This is a genomic window from Chitinophaga alhagiae, from assembly GCF_003568665.1.
Classification (GTDB): Bacteria; Bacteroidota; Bacteroidia; order Chitinophagales; family Chitinophagaceae; genus Chitinophaga; species Chitinophaga alhagiae.
This window is the reverse complement of the sequence record NZ_QXMH01000002.1, coordinates 1167356-1185821: the sequence shown is the minus strand read 5'-3', so window position 1 is coordinate 1185821 and position 18466 is coordinate 1167356. Positions and strand designations below refer to the sequence as shown.

Annotated in this window: 12 protein-coding genes; all 12 read right to left on the bottom strand. The window is 56.3% G+C overall.

Annotated elements, in window-relative coordinates; translation table 11 throughout:
• Positions 1-22: 22 nt before the first annotated feature.
• The 12 genes from D3A97_RS15695 to D3A97_RS15640 all read right to left on the bottom strand — a co-directional run bounded on the left by D3A97_RS15695 (position 23) and on the right by D3A97_RS15640 (position 18460).
• Positions 23-874: a hypothetical protein gene (locus tag D3A97_RS15695; RefSeq protein ID WP_119079409.1), complete on the bottom strand. Its 852-nt coding sequence runs from the start codon at positions 872-874 to the stop codon at positions 23-25.
• An 83-nt stretch (positions 875-957) separates the two neighbouring features.
• Positions 958-1680, bottom strand: a complete 723-nt coding sequence (locus D3A97_RS15690; protein ID WP_119079408.1) for a LytR/AlgR family response regulator transcription factor — start codon at positions 1678-1680, stop codon at positions 958-960.
• Entirely contained in the window at positions 1677-2726 is a 1050-nt protein-coding gene (locus tag D3A97_RS15685; RefSeq protein WP_119079407.1) for a sensor histidine kinase, read from the bottom strand. Before D3A97_RS15685 ends, D3A97_RS15690 begins: the two co-directional genes overlap by 4 nt.
• Positions 2707-3723, bottom strand: coding sequence for a sensor histidine kinase (locus D3A97_RS15680; protein WP_157986577.1), 1017 nt, complete (start codon positions 3721-3723; stop codon positions 2707-2709). The genes D3A97_RS15685 and D3A97_RS15680 overlap by 20 nt, the downstream gene beginning before the upstream one ends.
• 159 nt (positions 3724-3882) lie before the next feature.
• Complete coding sequence (locus tag D3A97_RS15675; RefSeq protein WP_119079405.1) at positions 3883-5073, bottom strand: YyaL domain-containing protein; 1191 nt, start codon at positions 5071-5073, stop codon at positions 3883-3885.
• 11 nt (positions 5074-5084) lie between these two features.
• A complete protein-coding gene (locus tag D3A97_RS15670; RefSeq protein ID WP_119079404.1) occupies positions 5085-7976 on the bottom strand; it encodes a glycoside hydrolase family 2 protein in 2892 nt (963 codons plus the stop codon).
• Positions 7973-9979 (bottom strand): polysaccharide lyase family 8 super-sandwich domain-containing protein, encoded by a 2007-nt coding sequence (locus tag D3A97_RS15665; RefSeq protein WP_232825983.1) that lies wholly within the window; start codon positions 9977-9979, stop codon positions 7973-7975. Before D3A97_RS15665 ends, D3A97_RS15670 begins: the two co-directional genes overlap by 4 nt.
• Positions 9980-10109: 130 nt before the next feature.
• Positions 10110-11384, bottom strand: coding sequence for a glycoside hydrolase family 88 protein (locus D3A97_RS15660; RefSeq protein ID WP_198674011.1), 1275 nt, complete (start codon positions 11382-11384; stop codon positions 10110-10112).
• On the bottom strand, positions 11381-12094 hold the full coding sequence (locus D3A97_RS15655) for an SGNH/GDSL hydrolase family protein (RefSeq protein ID WP_232825982.1): 714 nt from the start codon (positions 12092-12094) through the stop codon (positions 11381-11383). Before D3A97_RS15655 ends, D3A97_RS15660 begins: the two co-directional genes overlap by 4 nt.
• A gap of 187 nt (positions 12095-12281) precedes the next feature.
• Positions 12282-15056, bottom strand: a complete 2775-nt coding sequence (locus D3A97_RS15650; RefSeq protein WP_232825981.1) for a DUF8487 domain-containing protein — start codon at positions 15054-15056, stop codon at positions 12282-12284.
• Positions 15057-15127: 71 nt separating this feature from the next.
• Positions 15128-16717 (bottom strand): hypothetical protein, encoded by a 1590-nt coding sequence (locus D3A97_RS15645; RefSeq protein WP_119079400.1) that lies wholly within the window; start codon positions 16715-16717, stop codon positions 15128-15130.
• A gap of 36 nt (positions 16718-16753) precedes the next feature.
• Complete coding sequence (locus tag D3A97_RS15640) at positions 16754-18460, bottom strand: RagB/SusD family nutrient uptake outer membrane protein (RefSeq protein WP_119079399.1); 1707 nt, start codon at positions 18458-18460, stop codon at positions 16754-16756.
• Positions 18461-18466 lie beyond the last annotated feature (6 nt).

Genomic DNA, 18466 nt, shown 5'->3' with positions numbered 1-18466 from the left:
AGCTGTAGGATTTAAAGTGATGTTAGAATTTGATTTTCACATAGTTCATGCTGATACTTTCAACGGCGGCCGCGCCGGCCGTTGGTGAGCCGGTGGACTGATAACGGATGATCAGCTGCTGCCCCACCCGTTCATAGTAATAAACCACCCGGGTAGCGCTGCCGGGCAACAGCGTGGTATAAGGCATGCTTCTGCCGTCTTTTGCAGTGTCTCCCGCAAGAAATATCCTGACATCGGGCTTGCCGATGGCCTGGTCCATGTTCCGGGATTCTTCGTCCGTGAAGGTGGTTTCCGTGGCAAGCACACCATCTTTTACCAGCTTGAGGTGCCCAACATCCCTTACTTTCTGCACGGCGGGGAGCAAGAGCGCCATTAACCGTTGCTGTTCGGCGGCTTTCATATCCAGTGGAAAATCCGGGTAGATGGAAGACCAGCCCCAGCTGGTGGATATTATCTCTATTTCGCCCTTTCTTTCCGGGCTGCCGGAGAACTGGCGGTAGAGGATGATATTTTGGCCGTCCCACTCATAGTAGTACACGATCCTCGACTTTTCCTCCAGCAATTTTGTATAAGGCAGGCTGCGCCCGTTCTTTGCCGTATCTCCTTCTATGAAGATCCTGATGTCTGGCGCGCCAACCGTTCTATGCATCCGGGTACGCTCTTCTTCCGTTAGTGTGATTTTTGACCGATGCAGCCCGCTACCCGCGGGTTCCCATGTGGCGCGCTCGCTTGCCTTCTGTACGGCAGGCAGCAGTATTCCTATCATTTTCACAACGTCTTCTTCGTTGCTTTTAATATTGGGGCCATCTTTTTTCTGGCAGCCAAGGGAGAGCATGCCAAGCAGCCATACCGAAATATGCCTTTGGAGTTTCATATGGAGCTAAGCTACAGCCCAATGTCTATACACGGCAAGGGTTTTCAACGAAAGGGCAGATAATTTCAATTAACGGCTATTATTCAGCCGGGCTTGTTCTTCGAGATGATCTTTCCCTGCGTAATAAATTGGGTGAACGTATCCCGCTCTTCGCGGCTGAGCGGCAGCTCATGCTTCCCTATTCTGACAAGAGCGCCGTCAATTCCGTCTACCGCATGGATATTGACCAGATAGGAACGGTGTATCCTGTAAAACATCCCGGGCGGCATTTTTTCTTCCAGGCCGGAAAGTGTGTGATAGGTAATAACGGGCTTTTCACGGGTTACTATTTTTACGTATTCTTTCAGCGCTTCAATAAACAAAATATCCCGGTACAAGACCTTCAACAGCATCCCGTCAGACCTTACAAAGCAGCAATCATTGGCAGAAGCATCTGGAACAGCGGCCCTCAACAGACGGAACGCTTTATCTATGGCCAGGAAAAAACGTTCCTGCGTAATGGGCTTTAGCAAATAATCAACAGCATCGGCATCAAAGCCCTGCAAGGCAAACTCCCGGTAGGCGGTAGTGAACACTACTGCGGGCGGACGGGACATGGTTTTCAAAAACTGGAAGCCGTTGAGGCCGGGCATGTTAATGTCCAGAAATATCAGTTCTATGTTATGTTCCGCTATAGCCGCCACTGCGTCAGCGGCCTTTTTATAACTGCCCTGCAACCACAGCCTGCCGTCCGCACTGATATAATCTTCCAGTATGCGGCGGGCAATAGGCTCATCATCAATAATAATACAGGCGATCTTTTTCATCGGTTTATTTTTAACATCACTGCAAAAATATTGTCCCGGGATTGTATGGTCAGTTCATGTTTGCTGCCATACTCCAGGTGCAGGAGCTGCTTTACGGCGGTAACGCCAACCCCGTCCGTAAACGCCTTTTCCATGCTGCTGTTTTGTATGGTGAACATGATCCCGTCTTTTTCAATGTTCAGTTTGATCCTGATCCAGCTATTGCCGGATTTATCTTTCATGCCATGCTTAAAGGCATTCTCCACAAACTGCACCAGCAGCAGCGGGGAGATCATTTGCCCGTTGGGCCGGCCGGCAATATCCATTTCGATCAGTATATCATCTTCGTACCGCAGTCTTTCCAGCGCTATATAACTTTGCAGAAAGGTCAGCTCCCGGGCAAGCGGTACGGCTTTATGGCTGCTATCCGTTATAACATAACGCATGATGTTGGCCAATTGGTCCAGCGCCGGGGGCAGCCTCTTATCATCTTCCCTGGCCAGGCCGTATAAATTATTCAGCGTATTGAAATAAAAATGGGGATTCAGCTGCTGCCTGATGGCATGCAGCTGCATGTCTTTATTGATCAGCGCCAGCTGGAGATGCTGCCGCTCTGTTTTCCTGTACTCATAATAAAACCGGAGCGCATAAAAGATGGCCAGGCGGAACGTATATTTACCGATGTCGCTCCAGGAAGCATATATAAGTTCCGGGAAAGAATTTGAATTGTACCTTGCCGGGCCTGTCAGCCACTGCGGGCCGGCATGAAAAACAGCATATTCCCAGCATACCCATACCAGCATGTACCCTGCAAAAATAAGCACGTTCAGGGCCACTGCTTTCCACAGGGCATAGTAATAGATCTTGTTCAGGCAATACCATACAACCAGCACAAAGGCCAGCCCTGCCAACCAGTTAAGCAGGTAAAAAGGGAACGGCAATACGCAATGCTCACAAAAATAATACGTAGTGGCATACTCTATCATGCCGTATGCCGCTTCAGCCATGGCGTACAGCAGAAAGCACCGGGCCCAGAACTTTACCGTATCATGATCTTTGAGGCGCATGTAGTTTTATCTTTACTGCAATGCCGGTTGGCGTTCTTTCCGGCGTGGAAAAAGCCTGTTCAAATCCCAGATCGGGCATGTTGTTGAACTGCCCGGTAAATTCCGCCGTCAGTTCTTCAGCGGAAAATGACAAACTGATCCGCCATTCACTGTTTTGATCATTCACCAGGCATACTTTATCTACCAGCCCGGTCAGCAATAGCGGCTGCATCTTTTGCTCTCCCGGCTTCCCCTGCACTTCCAGGGTAAATATGGTACTGCCGTGCTGGCCGTTCAGCAGCTGCAGGTATTGTTGCAAAAAATGGACTTCCCGCAGCAGCCATACTTCTTTCTCTTTTGCTTCGTAAATCACATACTCCATTACATCCGCCAGCTTCAGAATGGGCTGTGAGGCCAGCCTGGGCTTCTGCCTGGCAATACGTTGCAGGTAGCTGATCGTGTTGAGGTAAAAACCGGGGTTCAGCCGCCATTTAAATGCGTCCAGCTGCAGTTCTTTGTTGGCAAGCGCCAGCTGCATCCGCTTTTTTTCCGCCAGCAGGTAATGATAAAAATATAATGCAAGGAAAAACCAGCCCAGTCTGAAACCATGCTTCAGCAACTGGTAATTTAGTATCCAGTACTGATCGGCCCTGTCAACATAAGGGGTGATCCTGTTGCCGGGGGCTCTTGTGAGCTGCTGCAGCTGGTCAAAGCAGAACGCAATGCCATCCTGCACCGGCCCGAACCAGGCAAAGCTGTACACCACGTAAAAGGCCAGGTTGATAATGACCTGGGCCAGCACGGGGTAGCGGGTCGCTTTCCAGGCCACTAACCATATGGGCCAGGCCAGCAGGCATTGAAAAACCCACATCACAACATGGAACTCCAGGATGCTTATCGGGCTACCGCCAAAGTGGTTCAGCACCAACCAGAGCAGCAGCTGAATACAGGCTTCTACTGCAGCATATGCCAGGAAAACTTTCAGCCAGTAGCTTCTTTTTTTGATCTGGGCTGTCACGCGGGTATCAATTTGCAATTAAGACCACACAGGTATGAAAAACCGGCTACATTGTTGTCAGATTTTCATCGAAATGCCATATTCCTTCAATGAACGGTTGGGGCTGGGGAACGATCTCGTCATAATGCCTTTGTTGTAAATATAACAATTCTATGTTGCTTACCACTGCTGGTAACGGCGCATGGCCTCCGTGAAATAATAATCGGCGTAAATCAGCGGCACGTCAATGTCTGCGTTACGGGGGTGGTTGCCCACGCCATGCAGCAGCAGCAAACCGCCGTTGGTGCCGGCGGCCGCCAGGTAAGCGGGCGAGCACATGGCTTTCAGCATGCTTTCCGCCGCCTTGAAATATGTTTTGGCCGTTGGGCGGTCTGCGTACCTGGCCAGTTCAAACAGGGCGGAGCAGATCACCGCGCCGGCGGAAACGTCTCTCGGCACGTTGGGGATGCCGGGGGCGTTGAAGTCCCAGTACGGGATCTTGTCTGCCGGCAGGTTAGGGTGCTGCAGTATGAATTGCGCAATATGGTTGGCCTGATCGAGGTATTTTTTATCTTTTGTTTCCCGGTACATGACGGTATAGCCGTACAGGCCCCAGGCCTGCCCGCGAGACCAGGCGGAGCTGTCTGACGCGCCCTGCACGGTCTGTTTTTTAGACACGGCGCCGGTGGCGGGGTTGTAGATCACCAGGTGGTGAGCGCTGTAATCCGGCCGGAAGTGGTGCTGCATGGTGGTATTGGCATGGGTTACGGCCACCTTGTAATACGTGGAGTCCCCGGTGAGGCGGGTAGCGGCAAATAACAGCTCCAGGTTCACCATATTGTCTATGATCACCATAAAACGCGCGGCATCGGAATCCCAGGAGCGGATGCAGCCTACCTTTTCGGAGAAGCGCGTGCAGAGGGATTTGGCGCTGTTGATCAACACCTGGTCATACTCCGGGCGGGGCGCAATGCGTTTGGCGTTGCCAAAGGAGCAGTACATCATAAAACCCAGGTCGTGCGTGGTTTTGTTGAACTGTTCTTTCTCCATGGGCCCCAGTTTGCGCAGGGCCTCATTAAAGAGCGCCGTGTCTTTGGTGCCCTCGTAGAGGTAGAAGAGCGCGCCGGGGTAAAAGCCGCCTACCCATGGCTCGGAGCCGCTGGTCACCAGCTTGTCCGTTTTTTCGTAGTACGTTACCGGAAAGCGGTCAAGCGGCAGCTGCCGCATAAGCAACTTGTATTGCGCCGCGGCGGTACGCTGGCTTTGCGCTACCGTTCTCAATAGCTTTTTGTTGGTTTTAAGCCGCTGCGCCGTTGAAGGGATGGCGGCCAGGCAAAATAAAAAAATGAGTATGCGGCGAATGTGTAACATCTGTTTTCGTTTTATAAGATCTCCTCTAATTGCGCCATGCTGAAGCCGGCCCGCGGCTGGAAGCGCGCGCTGCGCATGTACTCCAGGATGCTGTGATACAACTGCCGGGCTTCGGGCTGTTGCCGGATAGCGGGCAGGTTGGCCATGCACACCAGCAGGCTGCCTTTGCCTACGCGGCATTCAAAGATGAGGCCCAGCTTGTGGTTGCGGTCAATATTGTCTATCACCTGCACAATGGGCCGGTAAGCGGTATCTGTTTTGTCCAGCACCAGCGGGCGGGCATTCTTGAGAATATGCCACCATTGCCAGTTGGTATGGAACTCTGTTGGGAAATGCCGGAACAGCGGATGCGCCGGGTCTGTGAGAATGCCCAGCGTACCGGCAGATACCGGCCTTTTCATACGTTCCGCCCCGCCTTTGAACACCAGCCAGTTCCAGAACTCGGCAATGAACTGCGGGCCTACGGACTTGCTTTTCACGGCATCATGGTCTGGGAAGAGCAGCACTTTTCCGCCGTTGTTCAAGACCGCTGTTACCTGCGGCGTGAGGGCGGTGGCAATGGTGATGCCTGCGGTTGCCTGGGGCTGGTTGCCCGCCGCGCCGGTTATACCGTCGGCAATTTGCTCCGCACCGGGGGCGGCCAGCGCTGCGCTTTTGCCGGGAAACACCTCCGCCTGCGGCGGGTACACCCACACCGGGTATTCCACCGCGCGCACCCCGGCAGCCGTCAGGCGAACGGTCAGTTTGGCGGCGGCCGTAACCCGCTGCAGGGGCAGGCGGATGCGGCCCGCGGGCTGAATGCCGCCGTTGCGGGCCAATGGTACGGACAGGCTGCCCTGCCCCACTACCCGGCCGCCGTCAAGGGCCTGCCAGCGGATGGTCTTGTTGCGCAGGGCGGCGCCGCTGTAATTCACCAGCTGCACGTCTGCGGTATAGGTTTCCTGGTTGCTCCAGGTGTATTTGTCCATGAGCAATTGCAGCACCACATCACTGTTGAAGCTGCGGAACGCTGCGGTATCTATCAGCCCTTTGCTTTCCATAAAAGCGTTTAGCAACCCTACCAGCGCCGTGCCCTGGCCGGGAAAATCCTGCAGGTCAAGCAGCTGAAAACCGGCCATGCCGGGCGTTCTGAACACCATCTCTATTTCTTCGCGGTACAGCAGGGCCGTCAGTTTCCCGGAGGCTTTGAAGAAATCTTCCGCCTGGCCGCCCATGCCGGCTTTTTGCAGCCTTTCCCTGAATATGCCCAGGTTGGCGGCTTTCAGCACGCCGGTGTAGCGGGGTATTTCCTGATAGTCCGGGTATACCTGGTATTGCCCGGTCTCATGGCCTACAATGGGCAGGCCGAAGCCTTGCAGCGCGGCGGCAAAGTTGCGGCGGGTGGATGGCGGGCAGGCATTGAGCAGGCCGTTCTCCACATCTTCCGTAGTAGCAAAAGAGCCGCGTACGTCCGTTTCCCGCTGCGGGGATTCTTTGCCCGTGCGCATGGTTACCCAGAAATCATCTGCAGGGCCGGGTTTGGGGTCTGCATAGAACGCGTTGGTGCCGCGGGCGTAAAGGCGGCGCGTATCATGCGCCCTGAGCGCGGCCGCCAGGCGGTTGTGTACCGCCTCATCCCCGCTCAGCTCATTGCCCAGGGTACACATCACAAAAGACGGATGGTTGCCGCAGGCGTCCAGTATGGCCAGGCCTTCCCGCAACTGGAAACCGGCCCGGAAGGTGTCTGCCACCTTGAAGTCAGACCAGTTGGGCAGTTCCGCCTGTATGTAAATACCCTCCACGTCTGCCGCGGTAAAAGCGGCCTGCGGCGGGGTGTAGGAATGAAAACGGTAGTGGTTGATGCCATAGCTTTTGGCAATGCGGTACAACCGGCGCCAGGCCGCCGTATCTGTTGGCGGGTAGCCGGTGAGGGGAAAAATGCAGCCGTCGTTCTTGCCGCGCAGAAAAGTGATCACGCCGTTGATGGTAAAGTGCGTACCGGCGGTTTTGAACGCCCGCAGGCCAAAGTCCGCAACAGAGCGGTCCAGTATTTTATCCCCATTCCGCAGGGTGATGTTCAGCCGGTACAGCGCAGGGGTATATTCGCTCCACAGGGCGGCCCGCGGGCCGAGGGGGTAAGAAAACTCCAGCACCGTATCCCTGCCTTGCAGCTGCACGGCCTGCCGCAGCGGCGGGACATTGTGTTTGCGGGCGCTGTTCCACAAAGCGGCCTGCAACTCCAGCGTAGCCGTTCGGGCAGCGGAAAGATGGTTGCGTACCAGCAGCCGTACCAATGCGCGGCGGCCCTTTACATCCGGCGTAATGCGCACCTGCGTTATTTCAACGGCGGGCAGCGCTTCCACGTACATGTTGCCGATGATGCCGTTCCAGTTGGTTTGCGTATGCTCGCTGAGGATGTGGGAGCCGCCTACGGGCAGCAGCTTCGGGTCGTTGTTCACCATAATGGTGAGGGTGTGCCGGCCGGGCGTCAGCAGGTGGCCAAGGCGGTATACCTGCGGGGCGGAAAGCAGGGTGCTCTCCCCTGCCGGTTGGCCATCTACCCACACCTGTGTGGCCTTGGTACGTTCCAGGAACAGCTGTGTTTGCCGGCCGCTCCACGATGCGGGGATGTCTATTTCTTTCCGGTACCAGGCGGCCCCGGCGTATTGCCACGTCTGGTTCAGGTATTGGGGCGATGCCTTTTGCACCGGCCGCCCTTTTTTGTTCTCTTCCATGGTACCGGGCAACTGTACCGTTTCCGCAAACGCCGTGCGCTGCCAGTTTTCCCGCAGGCCCTTGCCGGCACTGTCTATCCTGAACTGCCAGGCGCCTTTCAGCGCTATCTGCTCCCGTTCCTGCGCCCGCGTTTGCAGGGCGGGCAGGCAGCAGAGCAATGTCCATATCCATATCCGGTTGCTCCTCATTCCGCCAGTTTTACGGCAAACCCGTCTTTCGGAAGGGTAACTGCCTTGGTTGTATGACGCACGGTCACATTGACCGTTATACCTTTCTGCGCGGGGTCGCTGAGGTGGATGTTGTTCTTTTTCCGCATCACCAGGCAGGGCTGGTCTACGGCAATGCCGCCCGCTTCTCCCGGCGCGTAGAACGCGGCCATCAGGGTGCCGTCTTTAAACAGTACGGCCTGGCAGGTGGTATCGTTCCGCAATACTTTCCACTGCGGGCGTTTGGCCAGTTTGGCGGCCTGCGCGGGCTTTTCGCAGAAAGCAAGGGCATAACCGGTGTTGGGCCGCCCGCGGTGCAGCATGACGGGGCTGAACACTTTTTCCGTGACCGGGGTAGCAGGTTCAGACGCGTTAACGGCAGACCATGCGCCGGTCACTTCTTCCAGCCGTATGTTGAAAGCGGCCGGTTGCAGCGGTATATAGGCAAACCCGGCATGGTGTACCCATTTGAGCTGCTCTACCGGGTGTACACCCGGCTGCAATACCCGCCCCGCCTTGTTGATGGTAACGGGGCCTTGTACGCGGCACTGGTCCAGGGCGGTGTATACATCGCCCGTAATCCCCTGCGCCTGCAGCCCTGCCATGAGGCATACCGCCATGTTGCCGTGAAAGGCCCAGTATTTGCGCGCGGTCAGGCGCTGGTTGCCTGTTTTGTTCTGCAGGTCATAATCCATGGCGGTAAGGCCGCTGGTGCTGTCACTCACGCCGCCGGTAAAGGGGCGCCGCGCTATGTGGTCCGCTCCTTTGAACGCGGTGATGCCGGGCAGGGCGGTATAGTCCCACACGGGCATCATGTTATAATATTCCAGGCCGTTGCGTACCAGGTACGCGTCTCCGCTGTTGAGCAGGCGGCCCTTGAGGTTTTCGTTGTTGATAGATTCCGTGGCCAGCGTGCGCGTAGAAATGGTTTTCAGGAACATGCTGAAGCCGGGGCGGTGGTACGCCGTAAAATCTGCATAAGGGTAATGGCGATGACCGTTCAGCGCGCCTTTACCGTTCTGTATGGCCGCCATGCGGGCCAATGCGGCGGCTTCATGCGGCTGCAGCTCCGCCAGGAAGGGAATAGTGGGGCGCAGCTCCGCGCCATGCATTTCTCCCACGCGGGAAGAAGAACGGTCCATGGTACCGGGCACGGTATGAATGCCCCTGCCCATCCATTGCCAGCCTTTCAGCGCAAAGTTGCTGAGGATGTCTATTTTCTCCTGCGGGAAGGCCTGCGGCGTGCCACGCAGCTGCCAGGCTACGCGCACGCTTTCCGTCAGAAAGGCCTCGCCGTACTGGTACATTTGCAGGCGCGCGCCATGCTGGTAAAAACTCTGATCCGGCTTCACGCCTTCCCCGGTACTGATCTGTATTTCTTTCAGGATGAGGCGGAGGCAGTGCTGCACCATTTTTTCGTTGCCGGTAAGGGCGGCGTAGTTCAGGCCCAGGTCTGCGCACCAGATGAGGTTGCTGCCCACGTAGTTTTCATGCACGCGCAACTGCGCCATCACTTCCAGGGATTGCCGCAGCCGCGCCGTGTCCATCTGGCCGCGGAGCAGTACAATAATGTCCCGCATGTAACGGGGCACGCCTATTTCGTTATGCCACCAGTTGGCGCTCTGGTAACGGCGGGCCAGCCAATGGTCAAGCGCCTGGCCGGCTTTTTCCAGCAATTGCGGCTGATGGTAAGCGGCGGAGGCCGGGTGCGCCCAGGCCAACGCCATGTCCCGCACGCGCGCCAGGTGGAGGGTCACCTTCCAGCCGGACAGCTCCTTATCGTTATACGGCACGTCCGGCCATTGGCCGTTTGCGTTCAGCGTAGCGGCCCAGTTCTGCGCTATGGCGGGCTGCGGCTCGCCGGTACGCAGCAGGTAAGTTTTATAGCGGTTTACTATCGTATCCAGCTGCGCATGGGCGGCAGCGGACAATATGCATAACAAAGCTGTGAGTGCGAATAGTCTTTTTATCATCTTCCTGTTCATGATCTTCCTTTGTTCTCCACGTATGCCTGTGAAGGTGAATAAAGTCCTGTAATAGCGGAGGCACTGCTGTATCTGACAGTGGCACGTTTACTTCAATTTGCACAATGCCTTGTTCCGGGAAACATCACATTCACTGCAATTTCCCCAACGCCCTGTACCGCATCAGCGCTTCCAGGTAATAATAGTCCGCGTAAGACAGCGGCACGTCTACTTCCACATTGCCCGGCACGCCGCCGGAAGCATGTTTCAGGATGAAGCCGCCGTTCTCCCCCGCCGCCGCGCGGTATTGCGGGGAGCTTAAGGAGCGCAGCATGGCTTCCGCCGCGTGCAGGTATTCGCTGCCGGCTTTTCCTTTTACGTAGCCAGACAGCTCTATCAGCGCGGAAGATACCACGGCCGCCGCCGAAGCGTCTCGCGGCACTTCGGGGTAGCGCTGCGGGTCAAAGTTCCAGTCAGGATCATAACCCGGCTGGCCTACGTTAAAGTCCCAGTAGGGCACTTTATCTGCCGGCAGGTTGGGATGGTGCAGGAAAAAGTCTGCCATCCTGCGCGCGGCTTTCAGGTATTTTTTATTGCCGGTTTCGCGGTACACCATGGTAAAGCCGTAGATGGCCCATGCCTGCCCGCGTGACCAGGTGGAGTTGTCAGAAAAACCCTGCTGCGTTTCCTGGCTTTTTACGGCCCCTGTTTCACCATCGTAGTTCACTACGTGGTAGCTGCTGTAGTCAGGCCGGAAATGGTGCTTTAAAGTGGTTTCCGTATGCGTTACGGCAATGTTGCGGTAAACGGGGTCTCCCGTTACGCGGGAGGCAAAGAACAGCAGCTCCAGGTTCATCATATTGTCTATGATCACGGGGAACTGCAGCATGCGCTTGCCGTCCAGCGATCTTACGCTGTCCCAGCTTTTGATGCAGCCTACTTTCGGGTAGAAGCGGCTGGCCAGTGATCTGGCGGACTGTACCAGCACGTCTTTGTCATGCGGTTTGCCGAACAGGCGGTAGCCGTTGCCCACGCTGCAATACATCATAAAACCGAGGTCGTGGTTGGCGGTAACGGTCTGCAGCTTTTCCTGCTGCCGGAGCCTTTCCACCCCTTCCCGCAGCAGCGCCGTATCTTGCGCGTACTCGTACAGGTAGAGCACGGAGCCGGGGTAAAACCCGCTGATCCACGCGTAGGGCGTTACGGTAAGCAACTGGCCCTTTTCATATGTACGCGGCAATTTTTCAGGCGGCAACTGCCGCATCAGCAATTTGTACTGCTGTACAGACTCCCGCAGCGCCTGGTCCGCCACCTGCAGCACGGCCGCATCGGGCCGGCGCGTCACTTTCTTTTGTGCAATACCCTGCCCGGCGGCGCCTGCTATACAAAGCAGCAGCACCGCCATCATTTTCGATCTGCTTATCATAACTGTCCGAAGTAAGTTAAAACCTGTTGTGCTATCAGCGTGTGGCCCTGCCTGTTAGGATGGTTGCTTTGGGCCATCAGCTCTTTTAAGGGCTGCCCCTGCGCGGCTACGGCCTTGAAGGCGGCATAGCTGTCTGCCAGCCCTATCTTGTACTGCGCCGCCAGGGCTTTCAGCTGGCTGGCATGCTGCTCCAGTATATTGCCGTCTTTCAGGAGATCTACCTGCAGGTCTGGCGAGGGGGTGAGCAGTATGACGGGGATGTGTTTCTTCAGCGCCAGCCTGATCATCTTTTCCATGGCCTTGCGTGATCTTTCCAGGCCAATGCCCCTGTCATTCAGCGCATAGTCTATGAACAGCACGTCAGGCCTGTGTACCAGCACATCTTTTTTGAAGCGTTTCTCTCCCTGTTCGGAGTTTTCTCCGCCAATGGAGGTGGTAATGGCGTTCACCACCGCGTTGGGGAAGCGCTCTTTCACGGCGGCCAGTACCTGTATGGGGTAGGCATCCATCGTTCTCACGTCTGGCGTTCTGAAATAACCGCTGGGTACGGAGTGGCCGTGGAATACCAGGTTGATGGTACGGTTCTTTGGCCATTGTTTTACCAGTTCTGCCTTTACGCCGGCCAGGTAGGCGGCGGTATCCCCCACCTGCGCGTACACGGTAGACAGTGTGCCTGCGCATAACCATGCTGCCAGTAATAGTTTCTTCATCCTCATATGTAACGGGTTTATCAAAAGACCGTTGTACGGCGCGTTACACAGCGCGTCCAACGGTCTGTTCATCTTCATCTTGTTTTGTCAAAAGACCGTTGCACCCACCATACCGGCGGGTGCAGCGGCTACAGGCTGTTGCCAGCGAGTGTAGCCGACTTTATTTTTATCCGGTTGCCTACTGCGCTTATTTAAAAAGCCGGTCTATCACCGCGGCATCCACCTGCAGGGTGGGCGCAAACTCAATGCTCTGCGCGTACGCCTTCAGGCTGTACAGCAGTTGCCGGGCTACCGGGCGTTTGTCCATATCGTTGCGCAGGTCTGAAGAAGTGACCAGCAGGCTGCCTTTGCCTACACGGGCCTCAAACACCAGGCCTATCTTGCGGGGGCGGTTCCAGTCGGGCACCATTTGCACCAGCGGCGTAAAGCTGTACGGCAGGCTGTCCAGCACCATGGGTTTGGAATTGCGCACCACGTCCCACCACTGCCAGTTGGAGTGGGATGCTGTGGGGAAGTGTTTCAGCGCCGGGTGTGCGGGATCGCAGAGAATGCCCAGCAGGTTGGGCGGCATGCCTGACCATACGGTGTTCCAGGAAATGCCGGAAAACACCGGGTCCGCGTCTGACCGCACTTTGGCCGTATCTGCCAGCAGCAGCACCTTCCCTCCTTTTTCAAGATACTGTTTTACTTTGTTATCCCAGTTATACGCTACCATTACGGCTTTGCCGGGCAGCGCGGGCAGTTGCTGCGGGTACACCCAGATGCTCCACTGGTTGCTGTATGCCGTTCCTTTTACGTGCATGGCCAGCTGGAGCTGTACGGCCTCCTGCACTTTGTTCAGCGGAACGGACAGCTCCCCGAGCGTAAACGGCGAGCCTACGGGAATGGTGGCCGCGGGCAGGTCTCCTTCGGCGTACACCTTCCCGTCCGGGTATTGCAGTGCCCAATGTACCACGGCGTTCTCCATGGGCGCGGCGCCAAAGTTGGCAAACTGCGCAGTGGCCTCAAAGGCCTGGTTGCTGGTGTAGGTGAAGGTATTTGTTCTGAGCAGGGGCGTTCTGGCCGCCTGGAATTTGCTGAACTCCGCGCCGGTCACGTAAGGCTTGGGGCGCCAGAAAATGTCTACCACGCCCACCGGCGCGGTGCCCTGGCCGGGGAAGTCATTCAGCTGCAGCATGTGGTAGCCGCCAAAGCCGGGCGTGCGCAGGTAAGATTCCACTTCTTCCTTTTTCATGATCACATGGAACTTGCCCGAAGCCATGGTGAAGTCTTTAGCCTGTGCCAGCATGCCGCTTTCGCGCAGCATTTCGCGGAACAGCTCGTAGTTGTATGGTTTTAACACGCCGGTGTAGGCGGGTATTTCGTCAAAGTTGGGATATACGCACCACTGCCCTATTTCGTGCGTGATCATGGGCACGGGGTGTTTGGACACGTAGTCCGAATAATCGTACCGGGTATCCAGCGGGCGTACGTTGAAGCGGCTTTTCAGCCCTTCTTTCCAGCGGTGCGGGCGGGCGCCGTACAACACGTTGTACTGGCTTTCCGGCACTATGGGGTAGGCGGCGCTGCCGGTGTACAGGTGACGGGGATCGTATTCTTTCCAGTGCGTTACCTGTTCGCTGAGAAACTCTTTCACCTTGGGGCCTACCATTTCGTTGCCTTCGCAGAACATGATGAAAGAGGGATGGTTGCCATAGGCATCCAGTATGCGCTCTCCTTCTTCTTTCAGAAAGCGGTTGGTGGCGGAGTCTTTACCCACGGTGAAGCGCCAGTCAGGGTTTTCCGCCTGCAGGTAAAAGCCCAGGCTGTCTGCCGCAATAAAAGCGGCTTCCGGCGGGCACCAGCTGTGAAAGCGCATGGCGTTGAGGCCATAGTCTTTGCACACTTTAAAGATGCGCATCCATTCTTCCACGTCTGCCGGCGGATAGCCGGTGAGCGGAAATTCTGAAGAGTTCACCGTACCGCGTATGAAAGCCGGACGGCCATTGAAGATGAACTGCGTGCCTTTTGTGGCCAGCGTTCTTACGCCGAACGGCACGGTGGCGGCGCTTTGGTAAGGCGTGCCCCCGCCTATTGCGGTGAGCTGCACCTGCATGCGGTACACGTTGGGCGTAAACTCATCCCACCACTGTATGTTATTGCCCAGCGGCACGTTGGCGGTGAGCACCATCACGGAGTCCTGGCCTGTTACCGCTACCGTGTGGGCCGGCAACGCGGGTTTGCCCGCAGCATCCGCCCCGGAAACCGGCGCTCCCCCGGCAGGTACCTCCCCGCCGCTTTGCGGCGGTATTACGGCAAACTGCAACTGCCCGTTCACGGCCAGCTTGCCGGGGTTGCGCAGCGTTACTTTCACGCGCGCGGTTTTGGCGGCGGCATCGGGGTATACCTGCACGCCGGCCACATGCACCTTGTCAAAAGCGCGCAGCTCTATTTTACCTACAATGCCGTTCCAGTTGGTTTGTGTTTCCGCGCTGATGGCATGCGCGTACTCAATATCGTAGATCTTGTCATTGTTCACCCTGATCCTGACCTTGTTCCTTTTACCCGGTTCTATAAGGGAAGACACGGTGTATACATGCGGCACGGAAAGGCTTTCCCGGCGGCCGGCAGGTTTGCCGTTCACCCATACGGTGGTTTCCCAGTGGGCGCGTTCCAGGAACAGTTCTACTTCCCTGCCCTTCCATTCCGCCGGTACAAATATTTCCTTTTCGTACCAGGCAATGCCTTTGTACTCAAAAGCGCGGGTAAGGCGCAGGGAGGTCATGCCCTGCGTTTTGATGCCTTTGCCGCCCACGTCCGTAGAGCCGGGCAGTGTAATGGTCTCCGCCAGCTGCGGCTGCAGTTGTACGCCGTTGGCATTCACGCCGGTTTCAAAAGGATCTGGTTTAAAGGCCCAGATGCCGGCCATAGGCAGCACCTCGTATTGGTGCTGCCCTGGCCGGCCCTGCGCAAAAAGCTGCATATTAAAACAGATGATTCCCGATAAAAAGAAAAAAAAGGATTTTAACATGATCGTTTTAAAAAGTTAATGGCCTAATTGCCGGTCCTGACTGCTCTCATTCTTTGCAAAACTATATCGTACGTTACTTTGAAGGTGCCTGCCTGCGAGAGGGAGAAACCCCAGTTGGCGCCGCCGCCGCTGGGCCCTACCGGCCCTACGGTGGTAACCAGGCTGCCGTAATCGTCTTTCATATTGGCGCGCGCCGCCGTCATCCGGAACCAGCCTTTGCCCCAAACGTCAGCGTTGGCGGCCGTTGGCGCGTTGAAGCTGATGTTCTCGGAGTTGCCCTGTGTTTTGAACGTGCCGGTGTAGAGGTAAGGATGGTCTGCCTCCTTGGCCAGCTTGGGCGAGGTGGCTACTTCCGTCCAGCCGTTGGTGCCTACTACAGAGGCGCCGGTTACGGCCATGTACGGCCAGGGGCTGGCGGCCGTCCACCCCGGATACTTGGTGGCATCCGCGGGCGCGGGCGGTGTGAAAGACGTTACTTTCACGGTACGTGCCGTCATGTCTACCGTTACTTTATAATATCCTTTCTGGCTAACCGGCAGCTTGAAACCTGCACTGGCCAGGCTGGTGGTGATCTTGCCTGATTCCGTGGCGCTCATGGCGGCTACATTGGGACCGGACAGGGTGTAGTTCACCTGTTTCTGGCTGTTGATGAAAGGCATGTCCGTACCGAGGAAGGCCACAAAACGGATGTTGTCCGCGGCCTCGTTGCGGTAATAGAAATCTGCCTCAAATGTATTGGCGCCCTGTTTCTTCATGGAAAGAAGGGTACCGATGCCGCGGGCGTTGCCATAATGGTCAAAGCCCTGGTTCAGCACCTCGGCCTCGGTTTCGGCGTCCGAAAGGTACAACCTGTCAATGTACCCTACGGTAATGGTACCGCCTTTTACCGATTTGTTGCCGGCGGCATCGGTAGACCTTACCACGTACTGGTACTCGCCTACTTTACCGGCGGGCAGGGAGAACGTTCTGGCATATTTGAAATCTTTTTCTTCATCCGCATTGGCAGGCGTTTTCACATCTTCCACCAGCAGCGGTTCACCGGCGGCCGTTTCGCCCCACACCCTTACTTCCACGGAAGTGATCTTGGTGTCTTTGATATCCGCTTCCAGCTCCAGGTCAATAGCATCGTTGGTGAAGCCCAGGTATTTGGTCACCGTGGGTTTGGTGACCGTAATGGCGGGCGGCACCAGGTCAGGGCTGTAACCCGGTATCTGGTTCTCCGCGGACAGGTCTTCTACCGCTACCGTTGTTTTCACCACGCCGCCTTTGCTGTTGGTGATGGTCAGCTCCACGGCGTGTTTGGTGGCGTTCACATCTTTCACTACCAGAAAGGTATCGTTGATGGCGAAAGACTGCTGGTTGTTCACGGTGAGCACGGAATCAATTTCCCACTCGCCGTTCTTGATCCTTACTTTGCTGATGCCTTCACCGTCTTCCAGTTTGGCCTGCAGTGCCAGCTTATATTCCGGGCCTATCCACAGGAACTGGGCGGCCGCTTCTTTCAGCTGGGGCACTTCATCTGAAACGGTATCGGGGAACAGGCGTACCTTGGCGCAAGCGGCCAGTAATACTACTGCCGCCACTGCCGAAAATTTTAGGATTGTGTGTTTCATTCGTACTAATTTGAAAGCATCAATACTGAAATATTTTTACCAGCCGGTGTTTTGCGTGAGGTTGCCGTTGCTTTTCAGCACCTCTACTTCCGGGATGGGATACAGATACATGCGTTCGGTAAACTGCCTGTCTTCCGCTTTTACTACCTGGTAGCTGAACGTATTGTTATCGTTGCGGGTAATGCTCATGGCCATGATGGGCTTGTTCTCCGTTTGCATGGCTATTTTCCAGCGGCGCACGTCAAAGAAGCGGTGCTCTTCAAAGGCCAGCTCTACCCTGCGCTCGTTGCGGATGCGCTCGCGCATTTCAGCCTGAGAAAGGCCGGGCGGCAGCGGCGGCATCTGGATGCCGTTACGGGCGCGCACCATGTCTACCGCTTTTTTGGCCGTGAGCGTCATGCCGCCGGTGGTTTCGGGGCCGTACGCTTCGTTCATGGCCTCTGCATAGTTCAGCAGCACTTCGGCGTAGCGGAACAGTATCCAGGTATGCATGCTGGACTGGTTCTGCGCCAGGTTGAGGCCTTCGTCCACAAACTTGCGGAGGTAATAACCGGTGGTGGTGGCCCTGGTTTTACCGAGACCGTCCAGCCCGCCTACCCAGCACTCCACCGGCCTGTTCTTGAAGGTGGTGTTGTTGGTCAGGATAGACAGGGCCAGGCGCGGGTCCCGGCCGGTATAGGGATTGGCAGGGTCGTAGCCGGAACCGGGCTCGCCAATGGGCTGGCCGGTGGCTTTCATATCGTAGGCGTCTACCAGGTTCTGGCTGGGCGATGTGCTGCCGCGGCCGCCCTGGTCGTACCCGATGGGATAGTTATACATCTCGAAGTCGTTCCTTGACCAGCCGTGCTGCGCAAAGATCACCTCGGGGTTGCCGTCCGCACCATTACCGAGCCTGAACAGGTCTTTGTAGTTGGTGTGCAGGGAGTAGCGGTTGAGGGCTATTACGGCGTGGGCGGCCTCTGCCGCCCTTCTCCATTTGGCCACATCGTTAGCGGGATTGTGGAGCGGGCTGGCGGCGTAGAGCAGCAGGCGGGCCTTGAGGGCCAGCGCCGCGCCCCTGGTAACGCGGCCGCGCCACCTTTCGGAGTCAAAGCCTACCCAGGTCTCTTTCAGCTGGGGCAACACGGCATCGCACTCGCTCACAATGTATTCCACGCATTCGTCAAAGCTCTTGCGCGTCATGGCCTGCAGCTCTTCCACATTGCCGGTGGCCTTTTCCATAATGGGCACACCGCCGTAGCGCTTGATCAGCTCAAAGTGATAAAAGGCGCGGAGAAAGCGCACTTCCGCGCGCAGCCATTCAATATCCCGTACGTTGTACTCGTACTTGGCCTTGTTGGCGGCGTCTATGGTATCGCGGTAAATGATGTTCTTGTAGTCCGTGGAGTTCTCCAGGAACAGGTTGGCCCTGCGGATGCCCTGGTAGAAATACGCCCAGCAGTCTTCCGGGTTGGAAGCGGCGTTCCAGATGCCCATGTTGTACCGCTGAATGGAGGAGTTCACGTCCGCGTGGTCTGCCTCATCGCTGGCGGAGGCCAGCATGGCGTTGTCTATCCGGTGAAAGCCGAAGCGGTTGAACAGGAAGGTGTACACACCGTAGCCTACTTTGCTCATACGCTCGTAACTCACAAATATCTCGTCTTCCCCGTAGTTGACGGGGATTTCCCTCTCCAGGTAGTTTTTGCTGCACCCCGTGAGCGCTGCCAGCAAAACGAGCCCTGATATAAGTTGTGAAAGTTTCATGTTATA